18 protein-coding genes are annotated in these 20,150 nt (G+C 61.5%); 10 read left to right on the forward strand and 8 right to left on the reverse strand.

Annotated features, from left to right (window positions below):
- The 4 genes from SYN63AY4M2_RS05925 to purF form a co-directional block, all read right to left on the reverse strand.
- Window positions 1-456: pentapeptide repeat-containing protein (locus SYN63AY4M2_RS05925; protein ID WP_240530503.1), on the reverse strand; the 456-nt coding region annotated here is incomplete at its 3' end.
- A 466-nt stretch (window positions 457-922) separates the two neighbouring features.
- Window positions 923-1,339 (reverse strand): DCC1-like thiol-disulfide oxidoreductase family protein, encoded by a 417-nt coding sequence (locus SYN63AY4M2_RS05930; RefSeq protein WP_099812550.1) that lies wholly within the window; start codon window positions 1,337-1,339, stop codon window positions 923-925.
- A 10-nt stretch (window positions 1,340-1,349) separates the two neighbouring features.
- Window positions 1,350-1,877 (reverse strand): peptide deformylase, encoded by a 528-nt coding sequence (gene def / locus SYN63AY4M2_RS05935; protein ID WP_011429188.1) that lies wholly within the window; start codon window positions 1,875-1,877, stop codon window positions 1,350-1,352.
- A gap of 57 nt (window positions 1,878-1,934) precedes the next feature.
- Entirely contained in the window at window positions 1,935-3,461 is a 1,527-nt protein-coding gene (purF, locus tag SYN63AY4M2_RS05940; RefSeq protein ID WP_346426063.1) for an amidophosphoribosyltransferase, read from the reverse strand.
- A 375-nt stretch (window positions 3,462-3,836) separates the two neighbouring features.
- On the opposite strand from purF, the gene SYN63AY4M2_RS13780 reads away from it, so the two are divergent.
- The 3 genes from SYN63AY4M2_RS13780 to SYN63AY4M2_RS05955 all read left to right on the forward strand — a co-directional run bounded on the left by SYN63AY4M2_RS13780 (window position 3,837) and on the right by SYN63AY4M2_RS05955 (window position 8,244).
- On the forward strand, window positions 3,837-4,499 hold the full coding sequence (locus tag SYN63AY4M2_RS13780; protein WP_168175103.1) for a hypothetical protein: 663 nt from the start codon (window positions 3,837-3,839) through the stop codon (window positions 4,497-4,499).
- 434 nt (window positions 4,500-4,933) lie between these two features.
- Entirely contained in the window at window positions 4,934-5,992 is a 1,059-nt protein-coding gene (locus tag SYN63AY4M2_RS05950) for a glycosyltransferase family 4 protein (protein WP_099812553.1), read from the forward strand.
- 86 nt (window positions 5,993-6,078) lie between these two features.
- Window positions 6,079-8,244: an amylo-alpha-1,6-glucosidase gene (locus SYN63AY4M2_RS05955; protein ID WP_099813277.1), complete on the forward strand. Its 2,166-nt coding sequence runs from the start codon at window positions 6,079-6,081 to the stop codon at window positions 8,242-8,244.
- Window position 8,245: 1 nt separating this feature from the next.
- Here SYN63AY4M2_RS05955 and SYN63AY4M2_RS05960 read toward each other — a convergent pair whose 3' ends face one another.
- The 3 genes from SYN63AY4M2_RS05960 to SYN63AY4M2_RS05970 form a co-directional block, all read right to left on the reverse strand.
- Window positions 8,246-10,027, reverse strand: a complete 1,782-nt coding sequence (locus tag SYN63AY4M2_RS05960; RefSeq protein WP_099887490.1) for an ABC transporter substrate-binding protein — start codon at window positions 10,025-10,027, stop codon at window positions 8,246-8,248.
- 182 nt (window positions 10,028-10,209) lie between these two features.
- On the reverse strand, window positions 10,210-10,683 hold the full coding sequence (gene ispF / locus SYN63AY4M2_RS05965; protein ID WP_011429179.1) for a 2-C-methyl-D-erythritol 2,4-cyclodiphosphate synthase: 474 nt from the start codon (window positions 10,681-10,683) through the stop codon (window positions 10,210-10,212).
- Between the two features lie 292 nt (window positions 10,684-10,975).
- Window positions 10,976-11,245 carry a TIGR02450 family Trp-rich protein gene (locus tag SYN63AY4M2_RS05970; protein ID WP_011429178.1) on the reverse strand — a complete coding sequence of 90 codons (270 nt, stop codon included), beginning with the start codon at window positions 11,243-11,245 and terminating at the stop codon, window positions 10,976-10,978.
- Window positions 11,246-11,489: 244 nt separating this feature from the next.
- Between SYN63AY4M2_RS05970 and SYN63AY4M2_RS05975 the strand changes: the two genes are divergently transcribed.
- The 7 genes from SYN63AY4M2_RS05975 (at window position 11,490) to SYN63AY4M2_RS06005 (ending at window position 19,890) form a co-directional block, all read left to right on the forward strand.
- Window positions 11,490-11,813 (forward strand): hypothetical protein, encoded by a 324-nt coding sequence (locus tag SYN63AY4M2_RS05975; RefSeq protein WP_143596990.1) that lies wholly within the window; start codon window positions 11,490-11,492, stop codon window positions 11,811-11,813.
- Window positions 11,814-11,966: 153 nt separating this feature from the next.
- Entirely contained in the window at window positions 11,967-13,319 is a 1,353-nt protein-coding gene (locus SYN63AY4M2_RS05980) for a TldD/PmbA family protein (RefSeq protein ID WP_011429176.1), read from the forward strand.
- A gap of 73 nt (window positions 13,320-13,392) precedes the next feature.
- Entirely contained in the window at window positions 13,393-15,342 is a 1,950-nt protein-coding gene (locus SYN63AY4M2_RS05985) for an alpha-1,4-glucan--maltose-1-phosphate maltosyltransferase (RefSeq protein WP_206336957.1), read from the forward strand.
- Between the two features lie 55 nt (window positions 15,343-15,397).
- On the forward strand, window positions 15,398-16,867 hold the full coding sequence (locus SYN63AY4M2_RS05990) for a glutamate-cysteine ligase family protein (protein ID WP_099887268.1): 1,470 nt from the start codon (window positions 15,398-15,400) through the stop codon (window positions 16,865-16,867).
- 293 nt (window positions 16,868-17,160) lie between these two features.
- The gene (locus tag SYN63AY4M2_RS05995; RefSeq protein WP_011429173.1) at window positions 17,161-18,162 is read left to right on the forward strand and encodes a M14 family metallopeptidase; all 1,002 of its coding nucleotides are present in this window, start codon (window positions 17,161-17,163) and stop codon (window positions 18,160-18,162) included.
- 435 nt (window positions 18,163-18,597) lie between these two features.
- Window positions 18,598-18,744 carry a photosystem II protein Y gene (locus SYN63AY4M2_RS06000; protein ID WP_206336868.1) on the forward strand — a complete coding sequence of 49 codons (147 nt, stop codon included), beginning with the start codon at window positions 18,598-18,600 and terminating at the stop codon, window positions 18,742-18,744.
- A gap of 33 nt (window positions 18,745-18,777) precedes the next feature.
- A complete protein-coding gene (locus SYN63AY4M2_RS06005; protein ID WP_011429170.1) occupies window positions 18,778-19,890 on the forward strand; it encodes an FAD-dependent oxidoreductase in 1,113 nt (370 codons plus the stop codon).
- A gap of 96 nt (window positions 19,891-19,986) precedes the next feature.
- Here the strand turns inward: SYN63AY4M2_RS06005 and SYN63AY4M2_RS06010 are convergent.
- On the reverse strand, window positions 19,987-20,150 hold a 164-nt coding region (locus tag SYN63AY4M2_RS06010), incomplete at its 5' end, for a transposase (RefSeq protein WP_206337026.1).

Here is a 20,150-nt window from a genome sequence, read left to right on the forward strand (position 1 = left end):
CGCCCCGCTCAAGTCTGCCTGAGCTAGATTTTTCCCCTGGGCGTGGCCGTTGACAATTTCCCAGATCAGTTGCCACTTGCGGTCAATTTGCGTTTCGCGGGAAATGACGACCCACTTCAAGTTGGCGTCTGCTAGATTGGCTCCCCGCAGGTTGGCCCCAATGAGATTGGCCCCCATCAAGTTGGCTCCGCTTAAGTCGGCTCCCCTCAAGTCTGCACCACTGAGGTCTGCCTGACTGAGGTTGGCTCCAACCAGGCTGGCGTGGCTTAGATTGACCTGGCCCAGTCTCGCTCGACTCAAGCTGGCCCCGCTTAAGTCCACCCCCCTTAGGTTTAGCCCGCTGAGGTTGGCCCTCCTCAGATCTGCCCAGCGAAAGTCCCGCTCGCCGGCTCTATATCGTTCTCGGATGTCTCCAACCGGACGCAGGGGAACTTGATAGGTTTTTGCTACTTGCACCAGTTGAGGTATGCCAGAGCTTAGTAAGGTCTTCCAAACTGCAAACTGCACCTGCCAATCCAGATGCTGCTGCGTTGTCTGTAGAAGAATCTTTCTGCTTTTTTCACCAAAGCTTCCAACAGTCCCGTTTCCCCCATAAGGATGGCCACTCCTAAGGACTAGCTGAACGGCTCCTGAACTGCCGGCAACTCCTTCAGCTTTAGTCTTTCCATATCCAGTTGTAGCCACAGCCCACTCCCTGTCGGCTAACTTCGTTTCTATTTTTACTTTGGCCCTGGATAAAGACAAGGTCAGACTTGGGGAGTTCTCACCGGGAAGGTATTCTTCGATATACTAATATTTCGATATGCTAATATGTTCAACTTCAACCTTTCAAACGTGCCAGCTTTGAGGATAGGAATTCAAACTTGGCAAAGGGATCCCTTGGGCCAGGCAGATAAGTATTGCAGTTTACAGAAAAAGAGCTTCAGTCCTTTTCTGCCAAGGGATCCCGGCAGCGCTCACAGACAGCCGGTAGATAAAGGGTGTCACGGCGGCCAAACCACTCGTAGCGGTGATCCCGGATCTGGGCATAGCTCCAGTCTCCCAAAAGCTTGAGGCCGGGAAGGTTGTGGTAGAGGGCCAGCCACAGGGATCCGCTGGGCAAGAGGGCGGCAATTTGTTCGACGGCGGCGGAGCCCTGCCAGCGGCGCTGCGGCTGCTCCAGGTCGATCAGGATCATCCCCAATTCCATCTGCTCTGGCGGGATCCCCCACTGGGCCAGGGTAGCTCCATCCTGCATGGGGGCGTAGCGAAACTGCTGGCCGCGATCCAGGCGCTCCAAGAGCTGGACTCCACTGGCGCAGAGGTTGCACAGGCCGTCGTAGATGACCAGGTAGGGCATGTTGGGATCCTCAGGCAGGGGGCTGGGCCAAAATCTGGGCTTGGTAGTCGGCCTCAGAGAGCAGTTGCTGCGGCTGCCGATCTAGGAACAATCGGCCCCTGAGGTGATCGTATTCGTGCTGGAAGATGCGCGCCGGAAAATCCCGCCAGACCACCCGCTGCCGGGATCCCTCAGGGGTGTGGTACTCCACCTCCACCTCGCGGGAACGGGCCACCAGGCCGCGGCAGTTGGGCACGCTCAAGCACCCTTCCCACCCCAGCACCTGCTCCTCGCTGCAAGCTAGGGGGCGGGGGTTAACCATGACCAGCGGCTCCATCTGGGGTGCATCAGGATAGCGAGGGTTGGGACGGGAGGCTACGATGATGACCTGGAGGGGGAATCCCACCTGAGGGGCCGCCAAGCCCACCCCTTGGGCCTCTTTCAAAGTGGCGAGCATCTCTTCAATTAGGTTTTGCAAAGCCGGCGTCCCAAACTCGGCGACCGGCTCAGCCACTTGAGTCAGGATGGGATCCCCTAGCTGGCGCAGGCGTAAAGTCATGGCGATTGCAGGCATTCAAATGCAAACTGCGGCGAACCCTCCTCTCCCCCCAGGCTCCTAGCGGTCTTTGCGGCTGGCTGCCGTTTCCAAAGCCAGCTTGAAGCGCTTCAGCCCCTCCGGGATGGGGATGGGGTAGTGGCCGGTAAAGCAAGCGGAGCAGAAGGAATTGGGATCCCGGCCCGTAGCGGCCAGCATGCCTTCCCAGCTCAAGTAGGCCAAAGAGTCTACCCCGATTTTCTCGGCAATTTCTGCCACCGAGTACTTGGCGGCAATAAGCTGATCTTGGCTGTCGGTGTCGATGCCGTAGAAGCAGGGATGGGTAACCGGAGGGCTGGAGATGCGCATGTGGACTTGGGTGGCCCCCGCCTGGCGCAGGGCCTTGACGATCTTTTGGCTGGTGGTGCCCCGCACAATCGAGTCGTCCACGATCACAATCCGCTGCCCCCGCAGCACGTCTTCCAGGGGGTTGAGCTTCATGCGAATGCCCCGCTCCCGCATCGACTGGGTAGGCTGAATGAAGGTGCGGCCCACATAGCGGTTTTTGATCAGCCCCTCCGTGTAGGGGATCCCTGCCTGGCGGGCATAGCCGATGGCTGCCGGCGTGCCAGAATCGGGCACCGAGATCACCCAGTCGGCCTCTGCCGGCGCTTCCTTGGCCAGTTGTTCCCCCAGCCGCACCCGGTAGGAGTAGAGGCTTTCCCCATGCATGCAACTGTCGGGGCGGGCAAAGTAGATCATCTCGAAGATGCAGAGCTTGGGGGTGGCCTCGGCCCAGCGCACCGATTGCAACCCTTGCCGGCTGATCCACACCAGCTCCCCCGGCTCCACCTGGCGCAGGTAATCGGCTCCGATGATATCCAGAGCACAGGTCTCGGAGGCTAAGACATAGTGTAACCGTGGGGCTTCGGGGCAATGAGGGCTGCCCACCATCTGGGGCTGCAGCAGCTCCTGCCTGGTGGGGTTGCGGCTCAAAAACCCCAACACCAGCGGGCGCACGCCGTAGGGATCCCGCGCCCCGATCAGCCCTTCTGGCGTGCCGATGACCAGGCTAAAGGCCCCGCGGCAGCGGCGCAGAGCCTGACAGGTGGCTTCCACCCAGCCTTGGCCCTGATTGACCGCCTGGGCAATGGCGTGGGCAATACACTCCGAGTCGGTGCTGCCGGTGAGGTGGCGGTCGGCAGCTTCCAGCTCTTGCCGCAGCTCTTCGGCGTTGACCAAATTGCCATTGTGGGCCAAAGCCAGCGGCCCCAGGCGGGTTTCCACAATGATCGGCTGAGCGTTGGCGGCGCGGCTGGAGCCGGTGGTGGAGTAGCGGGTGTGGCCCACCGCCAAGTCGCCGCTCAGTTGGCCCAGATTTACCGGGTCAAAAACTTGGGAAACCAACCCCATCGCCTTGTGCACTCGGCAAAAGGCCCCCTCAAAGGTGGCGATGCCCGCCGATTCCTGGCCTCGATGCTGCAGGGCAAACAGCCCAAAATAGGTCAGCTTGGCCACCTCCTCGCCGGGAGCCAGAATGCCAAACACCCCGCAGGCCTCTTTGGGCCCTTCCTGGCTGTTCCAGAATTCAGCAGGTCGCTCTTGCAGCCCTGCTTGCGCTGAAGATGGTTCTGCTCCCGCCTTCGCTGCCATGGATCCCCTCTTGCTGTGGCACTTACCAGTCTAACCTGAGCGCCCTTGAGATCTCACCGCCGAGGCGGATCCCATGCGGTAGATGTCACCCGTAGTGTTTACAAAAAATTGAGGCTCTATCTATAGTGTTAGGAGCACCCGCGAGACTCTGCTTTCGCAGTTGAGGGAGCAGGGCTGTGTGGGTTTTGAGTTGAACGCTGCCGAGACTCAGTTCTCCCAACAAAACCCCAAAGCTTGTGTTATGAGGAGCCAAAGCCCATGAAACAGCAGCCCCCTAGGTTCCGCCAGAGCTGGATGTTCTCCGCAATGAGAGCGAGTGTAGCCGCTTTTGTGTCGTTGTCACTGGTGGCCTGCCAAGAAGATGCCCGCGAACAGCCCTCGGTCACCATTACGCCTGTGCCAGTAACGGTTGTGGCACCGACGCCCACGCCTTTTCTCGTCCCCAGTCCGACGCCTACTCCCGTCCCGACGCCTCTGCTCACCCCGACCCCCACCCCACTCTTGAATCCGTTCCCCAGCCCTTCCCCCACCGCTTCCTTCTCGGCGGAGCCACCTTCGATTGCCGTGGTGGCACTGACGGACGCGCGACAGACGGTTCCCTTCAATGTCTTGGTGGCTGTAACAACTCCTGCGGGTTTGGGCAGCGGCATCAGCTTCCGGGTGGAAATCCGACAAAACCCTCTCACCCTCACGTTTGATTTCACTGCCGCTGCCGCCGGCTGTCAGGTCAACAGCAGAACCTGCATCGGCACCCTTCCCATCACCATTCCGGCCTCTGTCCCTCCTGGAGATTACGAGGTTACGGCCATGGTAGCAGACACTCAAGGCCGCATTGCCTCGGCCAAAGCCCCTTTGCGGGTACTGCCGCCGCCTTCACCCACCCCAACACCAACCCCGACCGGCACGCCCAATCCTTTTCCCTCTGTGTCGCCTTCGCCCAGCCCTTCCCCTCGTCCCAGCCCTTCGCCCACCCCAACGCCTAGGCCCACCTAACCAGCGGAGACAGTTCCTTGGCTGTCTGGGGAGCCGAGGTTGTTTTTGAAATGCTTGCCGGGCAGCAGGTGTTCAAGGTCTGCAAGTTGAGGAGGCTGCTGGGCTCCGGCACGGGGGTAAGCTAGGGTTTGCAAGAGGCGCCGCCGACGTTTCTCCCTCCAGGGATCCCGGAAAAGTTCGGCCAGATTCGGGAATTGGGGTGTTTTCTTGCCAGCCCCTGTAGCAGGCTCAGCCGGCTAGCATAGAGGCTAAACCTGGCTCTGACTGGATCCTGTTTTTATCCTGCTTTAGCCAAGGGGTTGTTAGCAGCAAGAAAATCTGCGACCGACTGTCAAACAACTGTGCTGCCGGGATCAGCGCCCGGAAAGCGCCTTTCAGCTCGGCGCAGCCAACAGCCCCGAACGGCTGCCAAGTTTTTAGTTCGGAGGATAACGATGCGCATTGCTCAGATTGCCCCGTTGCACGAGAGCGTGCCCCCCAAGCTCTACGGCGGCACGGAGCGGGTGGTCTCTTGGCTAACCGAAGAGCTGGTGCGGCGCGGGCACGAGGTGACTCTATTTGCCAGCGGCGACTCCCAAACCCAAGCCCGCCTGATCCCCTTTCGGGAGCGGGCTCTGCGCTTGGATCCCACGGCCATCGACACGGTGGCGCCCCACATCCTGATGGTGGAGAAGGCCTTTCAGATGGCCAACGAGTTTGACATTATCCATGGCCACATCGACTACTATCCCTACGCCCTGGCCCGCCGCCATCCTCAAGTCTCTTTTTTGGCCACCCTACACGGGCGACTGGACATTCCGGAGCTGCAGCCTCTCTACACTGAGTTTCAGGACATTCCGGTGGTCTCCATCTCCAATGCCCAGCGGCGGCCCCTGCCCCAGGCGCGCTGGGTGGGGACGGTCTACCATGGTTTGCCCCTGGATCTCCACCGTTTCTATCCAGAAAAGGGGGATTACCTGGCCTTTCTGGGTCGGGTTTCGCCGGAAAAAGGGCTGGACACGGCCATTGCAATTGCCGCGCGGGCAGGGATGCCGCTGAAAGCTGCTATCAAGATCGACGCGGTGGATCGCCAGTACTACGAGTTGGAAATTAAGCCTTTGGCCAGCCGCCACCCCAATGTGGAGATCGTGGGGGAAATCACCGAACAGGAGAAAAGCGAGTTCTTGGGCAAGGCCTATGCGGTGCTGTTTCCCATCCGCTGGCCGGAGCCTTTTGGGCTGGTGATGATCGAAGCGATGGCCTGCGGCACGCCGGTGATCGCCACCCGCTTTGGCTCGGTGCCTGAGGTGATGGCGGACAGCCGCTCCGGCTTTATTGTCGATTCGGTGGAAGAGGCCGTAGAGGCAATCGAAAAGGTGGGATCCCTTGACCGAGCCGGGGTGCGGCAGGTGTTTGAGGAGCGGTTTAGCGTCGAGAGGATGGTGTCGGAATATGAGGCCCTCTACCGGCAACTGGTGAACGAGCGGCAGGAGATCTCGAAAAAGGTGGCTTAACAGATGCCAACCCTGCCCAGTGGAAGCTGGTGCTGTTTGGGAACCGCTTTTTCGCCTTATTTGGGCCAGATATTGGGAAGACCGAGATGGCCGAAGACATTATCCAGATTCAGGATCAGTACTACATCCGCGCCAGCGCTTCGCTGGTGGAGGCGCGTCCCCACGTCCTCAAGCAGGACAACTGCTTTGCCATCTTTGACCGGCTGGGCAACATGCGCCCCCTCGGCATCCGGGATCACGGCCTGTTTCGGGATGATACCCGCTTTTTGTCGCGGCTGGTCTTGGATTTGCAGGGGAAGCAGTTTTTGTTGCTTAGCTCGGAGGTGCGAGAAGACAAGGATATTCTGGCGGTGGATCTGACCAACCCCGAGTTCACCACCTCGAAGGGGCAGTTTATCGGTCAAGATACCCTGCATGTTCTGCGGACTACTTTTTTGTGGAACAACGTGGCCTACGAGCGGATTCGCATCCACAACTACGGCTCGGAGCCGTTTCGGGTGCCGCTGACCCTGCGCTTTGAGGCCGATTTTGCCGATATGTTTGAGATTCGCGGCATCCGGCGCTCGCAGCGGGGACAAGTGCTGCCACCCCAGGTGAGCTCAGAAGGGGTAACTTTGCGCTACCGCGGCCTGGACGGGGTGGAGCGGCAAACCCGGATCTTGTTTTCTCCTGCGCCGGAGGTGGTCTCGGAAAAGCTGGCGCAGTGGTGGGTGCCGCTGGCGCCCCAGGAGGAGCGGGATTTGGAGGTGCGGGTAGTCTGCAGCTATGGCGGCGAGGAGATCCCGCTCTTGAGCTACCAGGAGGCCCTGCAGGCGGAGCGGGAGCATCGGGCGGCGCTAAGAGCTCTGGCCCACCGCATCGACACTGGCAACGCCCAGTTTAACGAGTGGCTCAACGCCTCGCGGGACGACCTGGTGATGATGCTGGCCCGCACCCCCTACGGGCTCTATCCCCACGCCGGGGTACCTTGGTTTGCCACGGTCTTTGGCCGCGACGCGCTGATCACCGCCTTGGCCACCCTCTGGTGGTTTCCCGATTTGGCACGGGGGGTGCTGCTGTACCTGGCGGCCCACCAGGCCCAGGAGGTGGATCCCAGCCGCGATGCCGAGCCGGGCAAGATCCTGCACGAGCAGCGCTACAGCGAGATGGCCAAGACCCGCGAGATCCCCTTTGGCAATTATTTCGGCAGCATCGACGCCACCCCTTTGTTTGTGGTGCTGGCGGGGCGCTATGTGCGCCGCAGCGGCGATCTCGAGCTGTTGCGGCAGTTGTGGCCGAATATCGAGGCAGCCCTGAGCTGGATGGACACCTACGGGGATCCCGACGGCGACGGCTTTTTGGAGTATGCCGGCAAGGCGCGGCGGGGCCTGCGCAACCAAGGCTGGAAAGATTCGGAAGACGCCATCTTCCATGCCGACGGATCCCTGGCGGAGCCGCCCATTGCCCTGTGCGAGGTGCAGGGCTACGCCTACGAGGCCAAGCGGTTGGCGGCGGAGATGGCGGAGCTGTTGGGGCGGCAGGCGCAGGCAGCCCAGCTGCGACAGCAAGCAGAAAAGCTGCAGCAGCGGTTTTGGGAGCAGTTTTGGTGCGAGGAGCTGGGGGGGTATGTCCTGGCTCTGGACGGGCGCAAGCAGCCCTGCCGCGTGCGCAGCTCCAACATGGGCCACTGCCTGTTTTCCGGGATCGCCCACCCGCAGCATGCCGAGCGCATTGCCCGCCAACTTGTGGAGCCGGCTTTTTTTAGCGGCTGGGGGATCCGCACGCTGGCGGAAGGGGAAGGGCGCTACAACCCCATGTCTTACCACAACGGCTCCATCTGGCCCCACGACAACGCCCTCATTGCAGCCGGGCTCTCCCGCTATGGCTACAAGGCGGAAGCGGCCCAGGTGTTGACGGCCTTGTTCGATGCCAGCCAGTTTCTGGAGCTGCGGCGGCTGCCGGAGCTGTTCTGTGGCTTTCGCCGGCGCCAGCGGGAGGGCCCCACCCTTTACCCCGTGGCCTGTCTGCCCCAGTCTTGGGCGGCAGCCAGCGTGTTCTTGCTGCTGCAGGCCTGCCTGGGGCTGGAGATCGACGGGCTGGCCCAGCGGGTGCACCTGACTCAGCCCACCCTGCCCCTATGGCTGCCTCATGTAACTCTTGAGAACATTCAGGTGGGGCGGGGATCCCTGGACATCGGCCTGTATCTCCAGGCAGGAGGGGTGGGGATCAACGTCCTTAGAAGCACGGGGGAGGTGGAGCTGACGGTGAGGTAGGCTACCGCTCCTGCAGCACGTCCTGGATGGAGAGCTGATCCAGGTTCCAGAGAGGGCCGAGGATGGGGCGGGGATCCACCCCTTGCAGGCGGTTGCGCAGGGCCGAGAGCACCAGGGGATTGAAGGTGCCGATCTGGGGCAGTTGTTCCTGGATGATCACTTGAAAGCGGTCGTAGAGGGCCTTGCGCTTTTCAAAGTCCAGCTCCCGCACCCCTGCGATAAAAATGCGGTCGATCTCCCGCTCCCAATCGCTCACCTCCACCCCTTCGGCGGGGTTGCCGGGCAGATCCCCCAGGTTAAACAGGTGCAGGCGGCCATCGCTGCGCCAGATGTTGGAGCCGTTGTTGGGCTCGGTGCCGCCGCCGCCAAAGCCCAGCAACAAGGTTTCCCAGTCGCGGCTGTCGGTGCGCTGCACCACCGTGTTGAAGGCGATGGGGGTGAAGTCCACGGTGATGCCGATCCGCGCCAGGTCGGCCTTGATCAAGGCGCCGGTGGCCTCCCGCTGGTTGTTGCCGGCGTTGGTGATCAGGCTGAAGCGGACGCGGTTGCCGTCGGGATCCCGCAGGTGGCCTTCGGCGTCGTAGGTATAGCCGGCAGCCAAGAGCAGTTGCCGCGCCTTCTCGGGATCGTAGTCGTAGGTGGGCAGGCCCTCTGCTGGGCTGAGGTAGAAGGGGCTGGCGGGGGAGAAGACCGAGTGCTGGATCTCGCCCAACCCCTGCAGGACGCTCTCGACGTAAAACTGGCGGTTTAGGGCGTGGGCCACCGCCCGGCGGAAGTTCAAATCGTTGAACCAGCGGCTTTTGACGGGATCCACAAAGGGCCGTCCGGTTTGGGGGTTGCGGGCCCGGCTGAGGTTGAAGGCAAAGAAATTGTTGTTGAGGGTGGGGCCGAGATTGTAAATCGTGAACTGATCCCGCTTTTCTTCCCGCTTCAGGAGCTGAAAGTCTCTGCCCCGCACCGAAAACACGTCGGTCTCGCCGGAGCGAAACTGCAACAGGGCCGTATCTTCCGAGTCCACGATGCGCAGGATGACCCGCTCGATGCGCGGGATCCCTTCCCCTTTCCAGTAGTAGGGGTTGGGGCGGTACACCAGCCGCTGGCCGGGGGTATATTCCTGCAAGACGTAGGGGCCGGCCCCCACCAATTCCTGCACCGGCGTGTCAACTCCCCAGGTCTGCAAAAAGAGGGGGTTGCCCTGGCCGTCCACCTGCTCCACGGTGGGCTCCAGAATGTGCTTGGGCAAGAGAGGGGATCCGGCCTGCAACAGGAAGGGGGCGAAGGGCTCCGGCAGGACAAACTCAACCCGCCGCTCGTCCAAGGCCCGCACCTGGGGCAGCGCCCCCGCCTCGCCGATGCGCAACACATCCCGCGCCGAGGTCGGGATCCGCTCGTCGAAGATGATGCGGTTGAAGGTAAAGTCCACATCTGCCGCCGTCAGGAGCTCCCCGTCCGACCAGCGCAGCCCCTCCCGCAAAATAAAGACATAGCGCAAGCCGTCCTCAGACACTTCCCAGCCTTCCGCCAGCTCCGGCTTGGGCAGGAGGGTATCTTCATCGAGGGTGACCAGGCCCGCCTCTAGGTAGGCGATGGCGTCGCGGCTGGAGCTCTCGGTGGCCAGATAGGTGTTGAAGGTTTTGGGATCCGAGGTAACGGTGGCAATGAGATGGGGCGGGCGGGCGGGAGCAGCACAGGCGCCAAGCCAGAGGAGGAGGATCCCTAGGAATAGGGGAACAAAAAGGCTTCTCTTGAGCTGCTCTGTTGAGGTGGTGTTTTGGCCTGCCATTTCCTTGGCTGAGTATCCGAGCAAGTTTGAAAGGGCCCGCCAGCGCCCCTCACCCCCAGCCCCTCTCCCAATCGAGGCAGCAGGGGGTTGCACGGCAATTGGGGCAAACTTTTGAAGCGGTTGCTTGCCAGTTTGGCAGCTTGGGCAGCGCGATGACCAGGTGCTTCCCAGAAAGCGGCGGCTCAGCGTTCCAGCAACAGGACGACGGCAAAGGCGGCCATGGCTTCTCCCTGGCCGACGGGGCCCAGTTTTTCGTTGGTGGTGGCCTTCACGCCTACTTGTTTGGGCGATAGTTGCATGGCCTCGGCCAGGCGGGCCTGTATGGCGGGGATGTGGGGCTTGAGCTTAGGCTGCTCCGCTACCACGACGCTATCGACATTGGCAATGCGCCAGCCCTCTTGGCCTACCAGTTGCACCACCTGCTGCAAGAGGAGAATGCTGTCTGCCCCCTTCCAGCGCTCGTCTTCGGGGGGAAAGTAGTAGCCGATGTCCCGCAGGGCGGCGGCCCCCAGGAGAGCGTCCATGATGGCGTGGGTGAGCACGTCGGCGTCGCTGTGGCCCAACAGCCCTTTTTCGTAAGGGATCCGGATCCCACCTAGGATCAGGGGGCGCCCCTCGACGAGGCGGTGGATGTCATAGCCCTGGCCAATGCGCACTGTTCGGGCTCCCTTGGGAAAACCATCGAGACCTCTGCCACTTCCTCCCAAGAGCTTGGCTCACGGGGAGAGGACAAGCGGCTTTTGAGAACGACCTCTCTCTATTCTGCCGACTCGAGAGGGGAGTAGCAGATGGGACAAGAAGAGCCACTGTAGCAGTCGAAGCAGATGAGGTGGGATTTCCCGTAGGGATTGGTACAGCGCTTGGCCCACTGATAATCGCTGTAGCTGAGCTCTTTCCCGCAGACATCGCACCTGGGCATCTTTTTTCTCCGAGACTTCTCCCCCTTGCTTAAGGATACAGCGCTAGAGGGATCCCGTCTTCCAGCGGTGCCCAGCCCGGCTGCCAGAGATCCCGGTTCTTGAGGGTGGCGGCGTTGACCCAGAGGCGCACCTGGGGATCGCAGACAGCCCTCAGCTCGGCAAACACCAGCCCCCCTTCTCCCTCTTGGCGGGCGGCGACCTGAAAATGTCGCCAACCCATCACCGGCTGAACGGAAGTCCACTTGGAGCCGAGGAGGTGGGGAAAACGCTGTTTTTGGCGGGGTTTGCTGCGAGCCACGGGACGGACGGGTGCTGGCAATTGTTTTGAGATCGGCCAAGCTTTTTTGACGGTTACAAGAACCCTGGGGAGCAGGCAAAACGAGCAGAAGCTGTCCGCTTTGGATTCTCCTGCGATCGGTATGATCGAAGGGATACCTTTAGCCTATCCAACCATGGGGCAACACTGGCAACGGCTTCAGTTCTTTTCTCGTCAGATATTTTTAAAGGGAGGCCTTCTGTTTCTGATCCTGGCTGGCCTGATCTTGGCAACAGGACTGCCCCTGGTCGCGTCCAGCGCTTGGGCGGCCACCCAGCCGGCACTATCCGGCAAACTGACGGGGCCGGAGTGGCGCCAGGCGGATCCTGAGGCCAAGCAGGCCTTTTGTCGCAAAGCCTTTCAGGCCTTTCGGGCCTCTCCTGCCCAGAGCTACATCATCAGCTCCAACGTGCAGGCTTTGACCCCAGAAGGTTTGTGTCAGCGGCTGGATCAGTTCTATCAGTACGCCATCCACGACGAGATCCCGCTCAACCAGGCAGCCAACATTGCCCCCCTGCTTTTTTCAGATCAGCCCCTGGAGCAGCCCTGATCCGATAGGGATCCGGAAAACCGCCGGCAAACGGATCCCGGCGCCTGAGGGAACCGCTTGAAACAGGCGCGCTCTTCTGGGCCCCGTTCCTGGGGCAGGCCTTGCTGCTAGGGTCGATAATAGAACTGTTCTCTTGCGGATCTCAAGTTTTCTATGGCCGGCTCCGTCATTTCTCCTGAAAACCTGCTGGATCTCTGCGAACAGGGTGTGCAAAAGGCTTTGGCTGCCGGAGCTGACCAAGCAGAGGTGTTCGCCAACTCAGGCCGCGAGACGGAAGTCACCTTTGAGAAAAATGACCTCAACCTGGCCCGCAGCAGCAGCGAGACCCTGTTCGGCATCCGGGTTTTCTGCGGCGGCAGGCTGGGCTTTGCCACCTCCAACCGCCCTGAGGATCTGGCGGAGACGGCTGCTGAGGCGGTGGCCATGGCCAAGGCTTCGCCGGCGGATCCCCTCAACGGCCTGCCAGATCCCCAGCCCCTGCCCCAGGTGCCTTTTGCCCTTGACCCAGGCCTGCTGGAACTGGATGCCGCCGAGCTGACGCAACTGGGATCCCAACTGGTGGAGTGGGTGCGCTCCCAAGACCCGCGCATCACCATCGACAGCGGCTCGTTCAGCGTAGAAGAGGATACCGTGGCCATTGCTTCTTCCACCGGCATCCGCGCCAACTACCACAGCGTCGAGGCGGGCGGATCCCTGTTCGGCATGGCCATCGATGGGGACGAGGTGGGCAGCTTTGCCTACGACGGCGACAGCGTCCAGAAGCGGGCGGATCTGGTGCCGGCGCTGGAGCGGGCTTTTGAACGCTTTGTCCAGAAATGTGTGGGGGCCTTGGGAGCTACCGAGGGAGAGAGCTTCCGCGGCCCCATCGTCCTGCCGCCGGATGTGGTGGAAGAGTTTCTGGGGGATCTCGTCTTTGTGCTGGGGGCGGACGCGGTGCGCAAAGGCAAAAGCCCGCTGGCGCAGAAGATGGGATCCCTGATCGCCAGCCCCCTGTTGACGTTGGTTTCCGAGGGGCTGGGCTTGCCTGGCTACCCCATCGAGCCCTTCGACCGCGAGGGGATCCCCCGCCAAATTACCCCCCTGATCCATGAAGGGATCCTCTGCAACTTCATGTACAACAGCTACGAAGGCCGGGCTGCCGGGATCCCGTCCAACGGCCATGCCACAGGGGGGGCGGGCAGCTTGCCGGGCGTGGGGCCGGCCTGTTTGAGCGTGGCCCCGGGGACAACCCCTTTGTCTGAGCTGTATGCGATGGAGCGGGGCATTATCGTCACCCGGCTTTCCGGCAGCAGCAACCCCATCACTGGCGATTTTTCCGGGGTGGTGAAGGGGGGCTTTTTGGTTAAAGGCGGCGAAAAACGCCCCATCCTGGAGACCACCATTGCCGGCAACCTCTACGATTGTTTGCGCAATATCTCCGCCATCTCACAAGAGGTAACCGTTTTCAACGGCACCACCGCTTTTCCCGCCCTGCGCATCGAAGATGTATCGGTAACGGCGGGCTAACGTAAAGTCGGTTGGGCATTCTGAAAGGGCAGGCTGGCAAGCCTGTGAGCAGGCAAAGGCAAGCTGAGGGATCATGATGTGGCCAACGGAAGGTCGGCAACGCGCCATCATCGAGGCGGTGACGCCGGAAATCGACGGCGGGCGCTACGCCATCAAGCGGACGGTGGGGGAGTATGTGGTGGTGGAGGCGGACATCTTCGCCGATGGCCACGACCAACTCTCGGCGGTGCTCAGTTTCCGCCAGGCCGGGGCAACCGACTGGGAGGAGATCTTCATGGAGCCCCTCGGCAACGACCGCTGGCGGGCCCAGTTCCAGGTCACGCAAATCGGCCAAGCTTTCTACCGGATTCTGGCCTGGGTGGATCCCTTCAAAACCTGGCAGCAGGATCTGCACAAGCGGGTGGCTGCCGAGCAGGATGTGGCGGTGGAGCTGTTGATCGGGGCGGAGCTCGTGGAGCGGGCCGCCCAGGCTCAAAGCGGGGATCTGGCGGCGAAGTTGCGCAACTACGCCCAAATGCTCCGCCAAGGCGGGGATCCAGCTATCGAGATCGCCCTTTCCCCGACGCTGGGATCCCTGATGCAGCTCTACGGCGAGCGCCGCTTCGTCACCGCCTACCCGGAGCGACGGGTCTGGGTGGATCCGGAGAAGGCCCGCTTCAGCACCTGGTACGAGCTGTTTCCCCGCTCCTGTGGCCCTGACGAGCACACCCACGGCACCTTCCAGGATGTGATCGCCCGCCTGCCGCAGATTGCCGAGATGGGCTTTGATGTGCTTTACCTGCCCCCCATCCACCCCATCGGGCGCACCTTCCGCAAGGGCAAAAACAACGCCATGACGGCGGAGCCGGATGACGTGGGCTCCCCCTGGGCCATCGGCGGGCCAGAAGGCGGGCACAAGGCCATCCATCCCCAACTGGGATCCCTGGAGGATTTTCATCGCTTGGTGGCGGAGGCCAAAAAATTCAACATCGACATCGCCCTCGATATCGCCTTCCAGTGTTCGCCAGATCACCCCTATGTGAAAGAGCACCCGGAATGGTTTAAAAAGCGGCCCGACGGCACCATTCAATATGCGGAAAACCCGCCCAAGAAGTACCAAGATATCTACCCTCTCGACTTTGAGACGGAAAACTGGCAGGCCCTCTGGGAGGAGTTAAAAAGCGTTATCGAATACTGGATCGACCAAGGGGTAACCATCTTTCGGGTGGATAATCCCCACACCAAAGCCTTTGGCTTCTGGGAGTGGTGCATCGGCGAGATCAAGGCCAAGCACCCGGAGACAATCTTTTTATCCGAAGCCTTTACGCGCCCCAAGCTGATGAAATCCTTGGCCAAGCTGGGCTTCACCCAATCCTATACCTACTTCACCTGGCGCAACGACAAATGGGGCCTGACCGAGTACTTCACCGAGCTCACCCAAACCCCGATGCGGGAGTACTACCGCCCCAACCTCTGGCCCAACACGCCGGATATTCTGAACGAGTTTTTGCAAAAGGGGGGACGCCCGGCTTTTATGCTGCGCCTCATCCTGGCGGCTACGCTGGGGGCCAGCTACGGCATCTACGGCCCCGCTTTTGAACTCTGTGAAAACCGCCCGCTCCGCCCCGGCAGCGAAGAGTATCTGGACTCAGAAAAATACCAAATCCGCCACTGGGATCTGGACGCGCCGGATAACTTGCGGCCTCTGATCGCGCAGGTGAACCAGATCCGGCGGCAAAACCCGGCTTTGCAAAGCGACTGGAGCCTGGTGTTTCACCCCACCGACAACGAGGCCCTGATCTGCTACTCCAAGCGCACCTTTGATGGCAGCAACCGGATTTTGGTGGCGGTGAATCTGGATCCGTTTCACATTCAATCTGGCTGGGTCACCCTCAACCTGGGGGCTTTGGGTTTGGAACACTGGCAAACTTTCAAGGTGATCGACCTCTTGGACGGCCAGCAGTACTCCTGGCAGGGATCCACCAACTACATCAAGCTGGATCCCTGGACGATGCCGGCCCATATTTTTCTCGTCGAAAGCTGAAGCCCGATACCAGCAGTGCAGTGATCTCATCCACGAAAGCCGCGGAGTTGTCTCGATGGGCCAAGAGATTGCCTCCCTCAGCTTTGGCGCAGAGGACTTTGCCGAGTTCAAAGCTCGGCTGCAGCAGGAGACGGATCTGCTGGACCGCTGGCTGGCCGGCCTGCCGGGGCTGGATCCCATTTGCCGGCCTTTTGCCCAGGGATCCCCGGTGGGCGGGTTTGAGCTGGAAGCTTGGCTGGTCACCCCCCAGGGAGATCCGGCCCCGATCAACTCAGCTTACCTGGAGGCCGTCAACGACCCGCTGGTGGTGCCGGAACTGGCCCGCTTCAACATCGAGCTCAACAGCCGGCCCCAGGTTTTGGTTGCATCCGCTCTGCAGCAGCTCCGCCAAGAGCTGGAACAGAGGTGGGATCGCTGTTGCCGAGTGGCCGAGCAACTGCAGGCAGGGCTGATGACCATCGGCATTTTACCCACGCTGCAGCAGCAGCAGCTAACCTTGGAGATGATCTCCCCCCGCAAACGCTATCTGGCCCTCAACGAGCAGATCCTGAACCTGCACCGGCGCGAGCAACCCTCGGGGATCCCGCCCCTGGGGCTGACAATCGAAGGGCCTGCCACCCTGCTGCGGGTCACCCACCCAAACGTCATGCTGGAGGCAGCCACCACCTCTTTTCAAATCCATCTGCAGGTGGCCCCCCACCAAGCGGCCCGTTACTTCAACGCTTCCCTGCTCGTGTCGGCCCCCTTGGTAGCGCTGGCGGCCAATTCTCCCTATCTGTTCGGGCACGACCTATGGGCGGAAACCCGCATCCCTGTGTTTGAGCAGGCGTTGGATGGCCCACCCCCCCTTGCCCCCACCCACCAACCTCGCGTCACCTTTGGGCAAGGCTATGTGCAAGAGTCCCTGATGGAGTTGTTCTGGGAAAATCTACGCTGCTACCCGGTGGTGCTGCCGCAAACGTTGGCCGCCTCTCCCTGGGAGCTGGCCCATCTGCGCCTCCACAACGGCACCATCTGGCGCTGGAACCGCCCTCTGGTGGGGGTGGATCCCTATCCCCATCTGCGCATCGAACAGCGGGTGGCCGCAGCAGGCCCCACCCTGCCGGACATGATCGCCAATGCAGCCTTCTACTTTGGCCTGGTGCAAGCCCTGGGAGCCCGACCCCTTCCCCCGGAGCAGGAGCTGAGCTTTGCCCAGTGCCGCGCCAATTTCTACGCGGCCGCCCGCTTCGGCCTCGAGGCCCCCATCACTTGGCTCAACGGTTGGCAGGGATCCCTGCGCCAATTGCTGCTGCAAGAGCTGATCCCGCAAGCAGAGGCGGGCTTGGCGCAACTGGACTTGGCCCCCCAGGATATCCAGGAGTATCTGGGCATTCTCCGCGCCCGGGTAGAGTCGGGGCAGAATGGGGCCACCTGGCAGCGCCGCTACGTGGCTCGGCATGGTAAAGATATGCAACAATTGACCTGTGCCTACTGGGAACGGCAGCGGCAAGGCCGGCCGGTACACACCTGGGATCTCGGCTAGGGAAGCGCTCTCCCTGTATGGCAGGGGAGACAGATCACCGCCTGGGCATGCCTGTATCGGAAGGGATGCCTTCTCAAAGGGCAGGGCGACGACCCAAGCCCCAAGCACGGCAGCCAGTTGTTTATTTCCAGCTAGGGATGAGACAGTTCGCTACCCCAATCTCCATCTCCCCTCTCCCGCTGGGAGAGGGGCTGGGGGTGAGGGCTCTGAATTAGAGAGAGGGCTCGATTTCCCGGATCCCCTCTGCCCTTGAGCAGCCAAAAGGTTTGCGTTGAGGTGCTTGCCCAACCCTTATGCTCACCGTTCTCGACCACCTGCCGGATCAACTCCTGGATCTAGAGGCCCATCAGCTGGAGGATCGCTTGGGCGGGCCGACCCTTATCCATCTGGCGGGACGGCGGGATCCCCCCCTGTTTGTATCCGTCCTGCTGCACGGCAACGAGGTCACCGGCTGGCAGGCGGTGCAACAGCTTCTGCGCCGCTACACCCGGCGGGAACTGCCCCGTTCTCTGTCTCTCTTCATCGGCAATGTACGGGCTGCTCGCTATGGGCAGCGGCGCCTGGACGGCCAGCCAGACTACAACCGCATTTGGGTCCCCGGCTCCACCCCCGAGCATGCCATGGCCGAGGCGGTTTTGCGGCAGATGCGGCAACGCGGCGTCTTTGCCAGCGTTGACATCCACAACAACACGGGCACCAACCCCCATTACGCCTGTGTCAATTACCTAGATCCTTCCACCTTGCACCTGGCCACCTTGTTTGGTCGCACTGTCCTCTACTTCAGGCGGCCAGAAGGCGTGCAGAGCATGGCCTTTGGGCGCTTCTGCCCGGCGGTAACCCTGGAATGTGGCAAGCCGGATCAGCCCCACGGCACCCAACATGCCTGCGAATTTCTGGAAGCCTGCCTGCACCTGTCGGCGCTGCCGCAACGCCCCGTCCTCAGCCAGGATATCGACCTGTTCCACAGCGTCGCCATCGTCAAGATCCCAGACGAGGTAAGCTTCGGCTTTGGGGAAGAGGCGGGCGACCCGCACCTGCGCTTTCCCCCCGATTTGGATCTCCTCAATTTTCGGGAGCTCCCTCCCCACACCCGCATCGGCTGGACGAACAACGGCTTCCACCTGGAGGTACAAGACGAGCAGGGCCAAGATGTGGCGGATCGCTTCTTCTATGCCCAAGATGGCGAAATTCGCACCCGCGTGCCCATCATGCCCGGCATGCTCACCCTCAACAGCCGCATCATCCGCCAAGATTGCCTCTGCTACTTGATGGAGCGCTACTCCCTGGCTGGCTAAACTTCCGCGCTACTCTCGGGCGCAGTCTACGTGGCGCCAGCGACGGACGTTCTCGCCTAGCTCGATTGGCCCATCCCCGCAAGAGGCAACAAGGCAAGCTCTTGTCCAGAAGCCGGGCTTGCTGCAGAATGGGCTAGGAACGGCGAAGCAGCCACTCTCCGGCTGTGTGAAGATCCTGAGTAAGCAGCAACTCTGAGAAATCATCCAGGGATCCTGTCCTGCTGGCGTGAGCGGAGGTTTTTGCCCCAGTCCGTCAGGGCTTAGCGGGAGAAGGTATACCTGGGTTTATTCTGGACATAGCCGTTCTTCCGGAGTTGTACCCCGCCCAAAGCGAAACCCAAACCCCAAAAAAGCTTCGCTCTTCGGGATCCCAGCAGTTGCTAACTCTGGAAGCTCTTGTTACTCCGTTGATGAGAGGGGGATGAAACTATGGATATGGATCTCCGTCCGCTGATCGTCCTGGCACCCATTGTTTTGGTGGTTGGCTGGGCCGCTTACAACATCATCAAGGCTGCCATCAAGGGGGAAGCCAAGCTCTTCGGCGAAAGGGGCAACAACCCCTTTGGCAAGAGCGGGAGTTGAAGGTGGGATCCGGTTGCAGCCGATAGGCCCTGTATGTCAGACGAAAATCTCCAGGGGGCAAGGCCAGGCCTGGGCAACGCAAAGTCGGCGGACGTCGTTGTCGTCGGGGCCGGGGTGGCTGGCCTAGCCTGCGCACGGCAACTGCGGCGGGCGGGGCTGGAGGTCTTGGTGCTGGAGAAATCGGTGGGTTTGGGTGGGCGCATGGCCACCCGGCGGGTTGAGCATGCCGGACAAACAGTGCCTGTAGATCACGGGGTTCAATACCTGACCGCCGATTCCGACAGCTTTTATCGCTGGCTGAAGGAGCTATTGGGCCTGGGGCTGCTGAGGGAATGGACGCGCTCGTTGCACCTGCTGGATCGAGAGGGGTTGCGCCCAGAGGACTCCAACGCCGAGAAACCCCGCTACATCTGCCCACAGGGCATGACGACGCTGGCCAAACAGCTAGCCACCTCCTTGTCCATCCACACCCAGACGCGTGTGGTCGGCCTCAGGCCGCTGGCAACCACCTGGCAATTACAGGCCGAAAACGGCCAGTGCTACGAGGCCGCGGCAGTGGTGATGGCAATCCCAGCTCCCCAGTTGTTGCCTTTGCTGCAAGAGGGGATCCCTCCTGCCGACAACCTGCTCTCTCTGCCGGGATCCGCCGCCTACCAGCCCTGCATTGCCGTTTTGGCCGGCTATTCGAAGAGCACGCCGCTGCCGCCTTGGAAGGGGATCAAGTGTTTGCAGGATCCGATGCTGGCCTGGCTGGCCCTGGACAGCAGCAAGCGCCTACAGCCCTTGCCGCCGCTGGTGGTCTTGCACGGGGGGGCGGAGTGGTCGTCGCGGTATCTGGATGCCGGCCCCGCCGAGTTGGAAAAAGCTGGTCGAGAACTGCTGGATCACGCCGCCAAACGGCTGGATCCCTGGCTGGCCTCGCCGCAATGGATGCAGGTGCATCGCTGGCGCTACGCTTTTCCTGTGGAAACGATAGGTTTGGCCAGCCTGGGCACCCACGTCCCTGCCGGTGCCGGCAAGGGGTTGCCGTTGGTCTGTGCCGGCGATTGGTGTGCCGGGGAGCGAGTAGAAGGCGCCTGGCTCTCCGGCCAGGATGCTGCTAAAACCTTGCTGGAAATGCTGGGGATCCCTGCGCACGCCCGCTAACGGCGCCATCAGAACCTCCGGGGTACTCCTGCCACAGCGCAGCTTGGCGGGATGGGGGATAGGCGGTGAGACGAAGGGGTTCAATGCCCCTGAGTCTCACAATCTGGGCGTTGCCTGCTGCTCGACATACTTCTTCAACTCCTCAACGGTGACCCCACCACAAGAGGCAACAAAATAGGCCCCTGTCCAAAATACAGGCTTGCTGTAGAACCGTGCCACCTCTGTGACGAACTCTTTGCGAATCAACCGGCTGGAGACTG

The organism is Synechococcus sp. 63AY4M2, assembly GCF_002760475.1.
Taxonomy (GTDB): domain Bacteria; phylum Cyanobacteriota; class Cyanobacteriia; order Thermostichales; family Thermostichaceae; genus Thermostichus.

Excerpts from the sequence above, each read along its gene's own strand:
- def (WP_011429188.1), bottom strand. The coding sequence starts at position 1,877 with ATGACTTTACGCCTGCGCCAGCTAGGGGATCCCATCCTGACTCAAGTG.
- SYN63AY4M2_RS06005 (WP_011429170.1), top strand. The coding sequence starts at position 18,778 with ATGTCAGACGAAAATCTCCAGGGGGCAAGGCCAGGCCTGGGCAACGCA.
- SYN63AY4M2_RS05955 (WP_099813277.1), top strand. The coding sequence starts at position 6,079 with ATGGCCGAAGACATTATCCAGATTCAGGATCAGTACTACATCCGCGCC.
- SYN63AY4M2_RS05960 (WP_099887490.1), bottom strand. The coding sequence starts at position 10,027 with ATGGCAGGCCAAAACACCACCTCAACAGAGCAGCTCAAGAGAAGCCTT.
- SYN63AY4M2_RS05990 (WP_099887268.1), top strand. The coding sequence starts at position 15,398 with ATGGGCCAAGAGATTGCCTCCCTCAGCTTTGGCGCAGAGGACTTTGCC.
- SYN63AY4M2_RS05985 (WP_206336957.1), top strand. The coding sequence starts at position 13,393 with ATGATGTGGCCAACGGAAGGTCGGCAACGCGCCATCATCGAGGCGGTG.
- SYN63AY4M2_RS05995 (WP_011429173.1), top strand. The coding sequence starts at position 17,161 with ATGCTCACCGTTCTCGACCACCTGCCGGATCAACTCCTGGATCTAGAG.
- SYN63AY4M2_RS05950 (WP_099812553.1), top strand. The coding sequence starts at position 4,934 with ATGCGCATTGCTCAGATTGCCCCGTTGCACGAGAGCGTGCCCCCCAAG.
- SYN63AY4M2_RS05930 (WP_099812550.1), bottom strand. The coding sequence starts at position 1,339 with ATGCCCTACCTGGTCATCTACGACGGCCTGTGCAACCTCTGCGCCAGT.
- SYN63AY4M2_RS05980 (WP_011429176.1), top strand. The coding sequence starts at position 11,967 with ATGGCCGGCTCCGTCATTTCTCCTGAAAACCTGCTGGATCTCTGCGAA.
- SYN63AY4M2_RS06000 (WP_206336868.1), top strand. The coding sequence starts at position 18,598 with ATGGATCTCCGTCCGCTGATCGTCCTGGCACCCATTGTTTTGGTGGTT.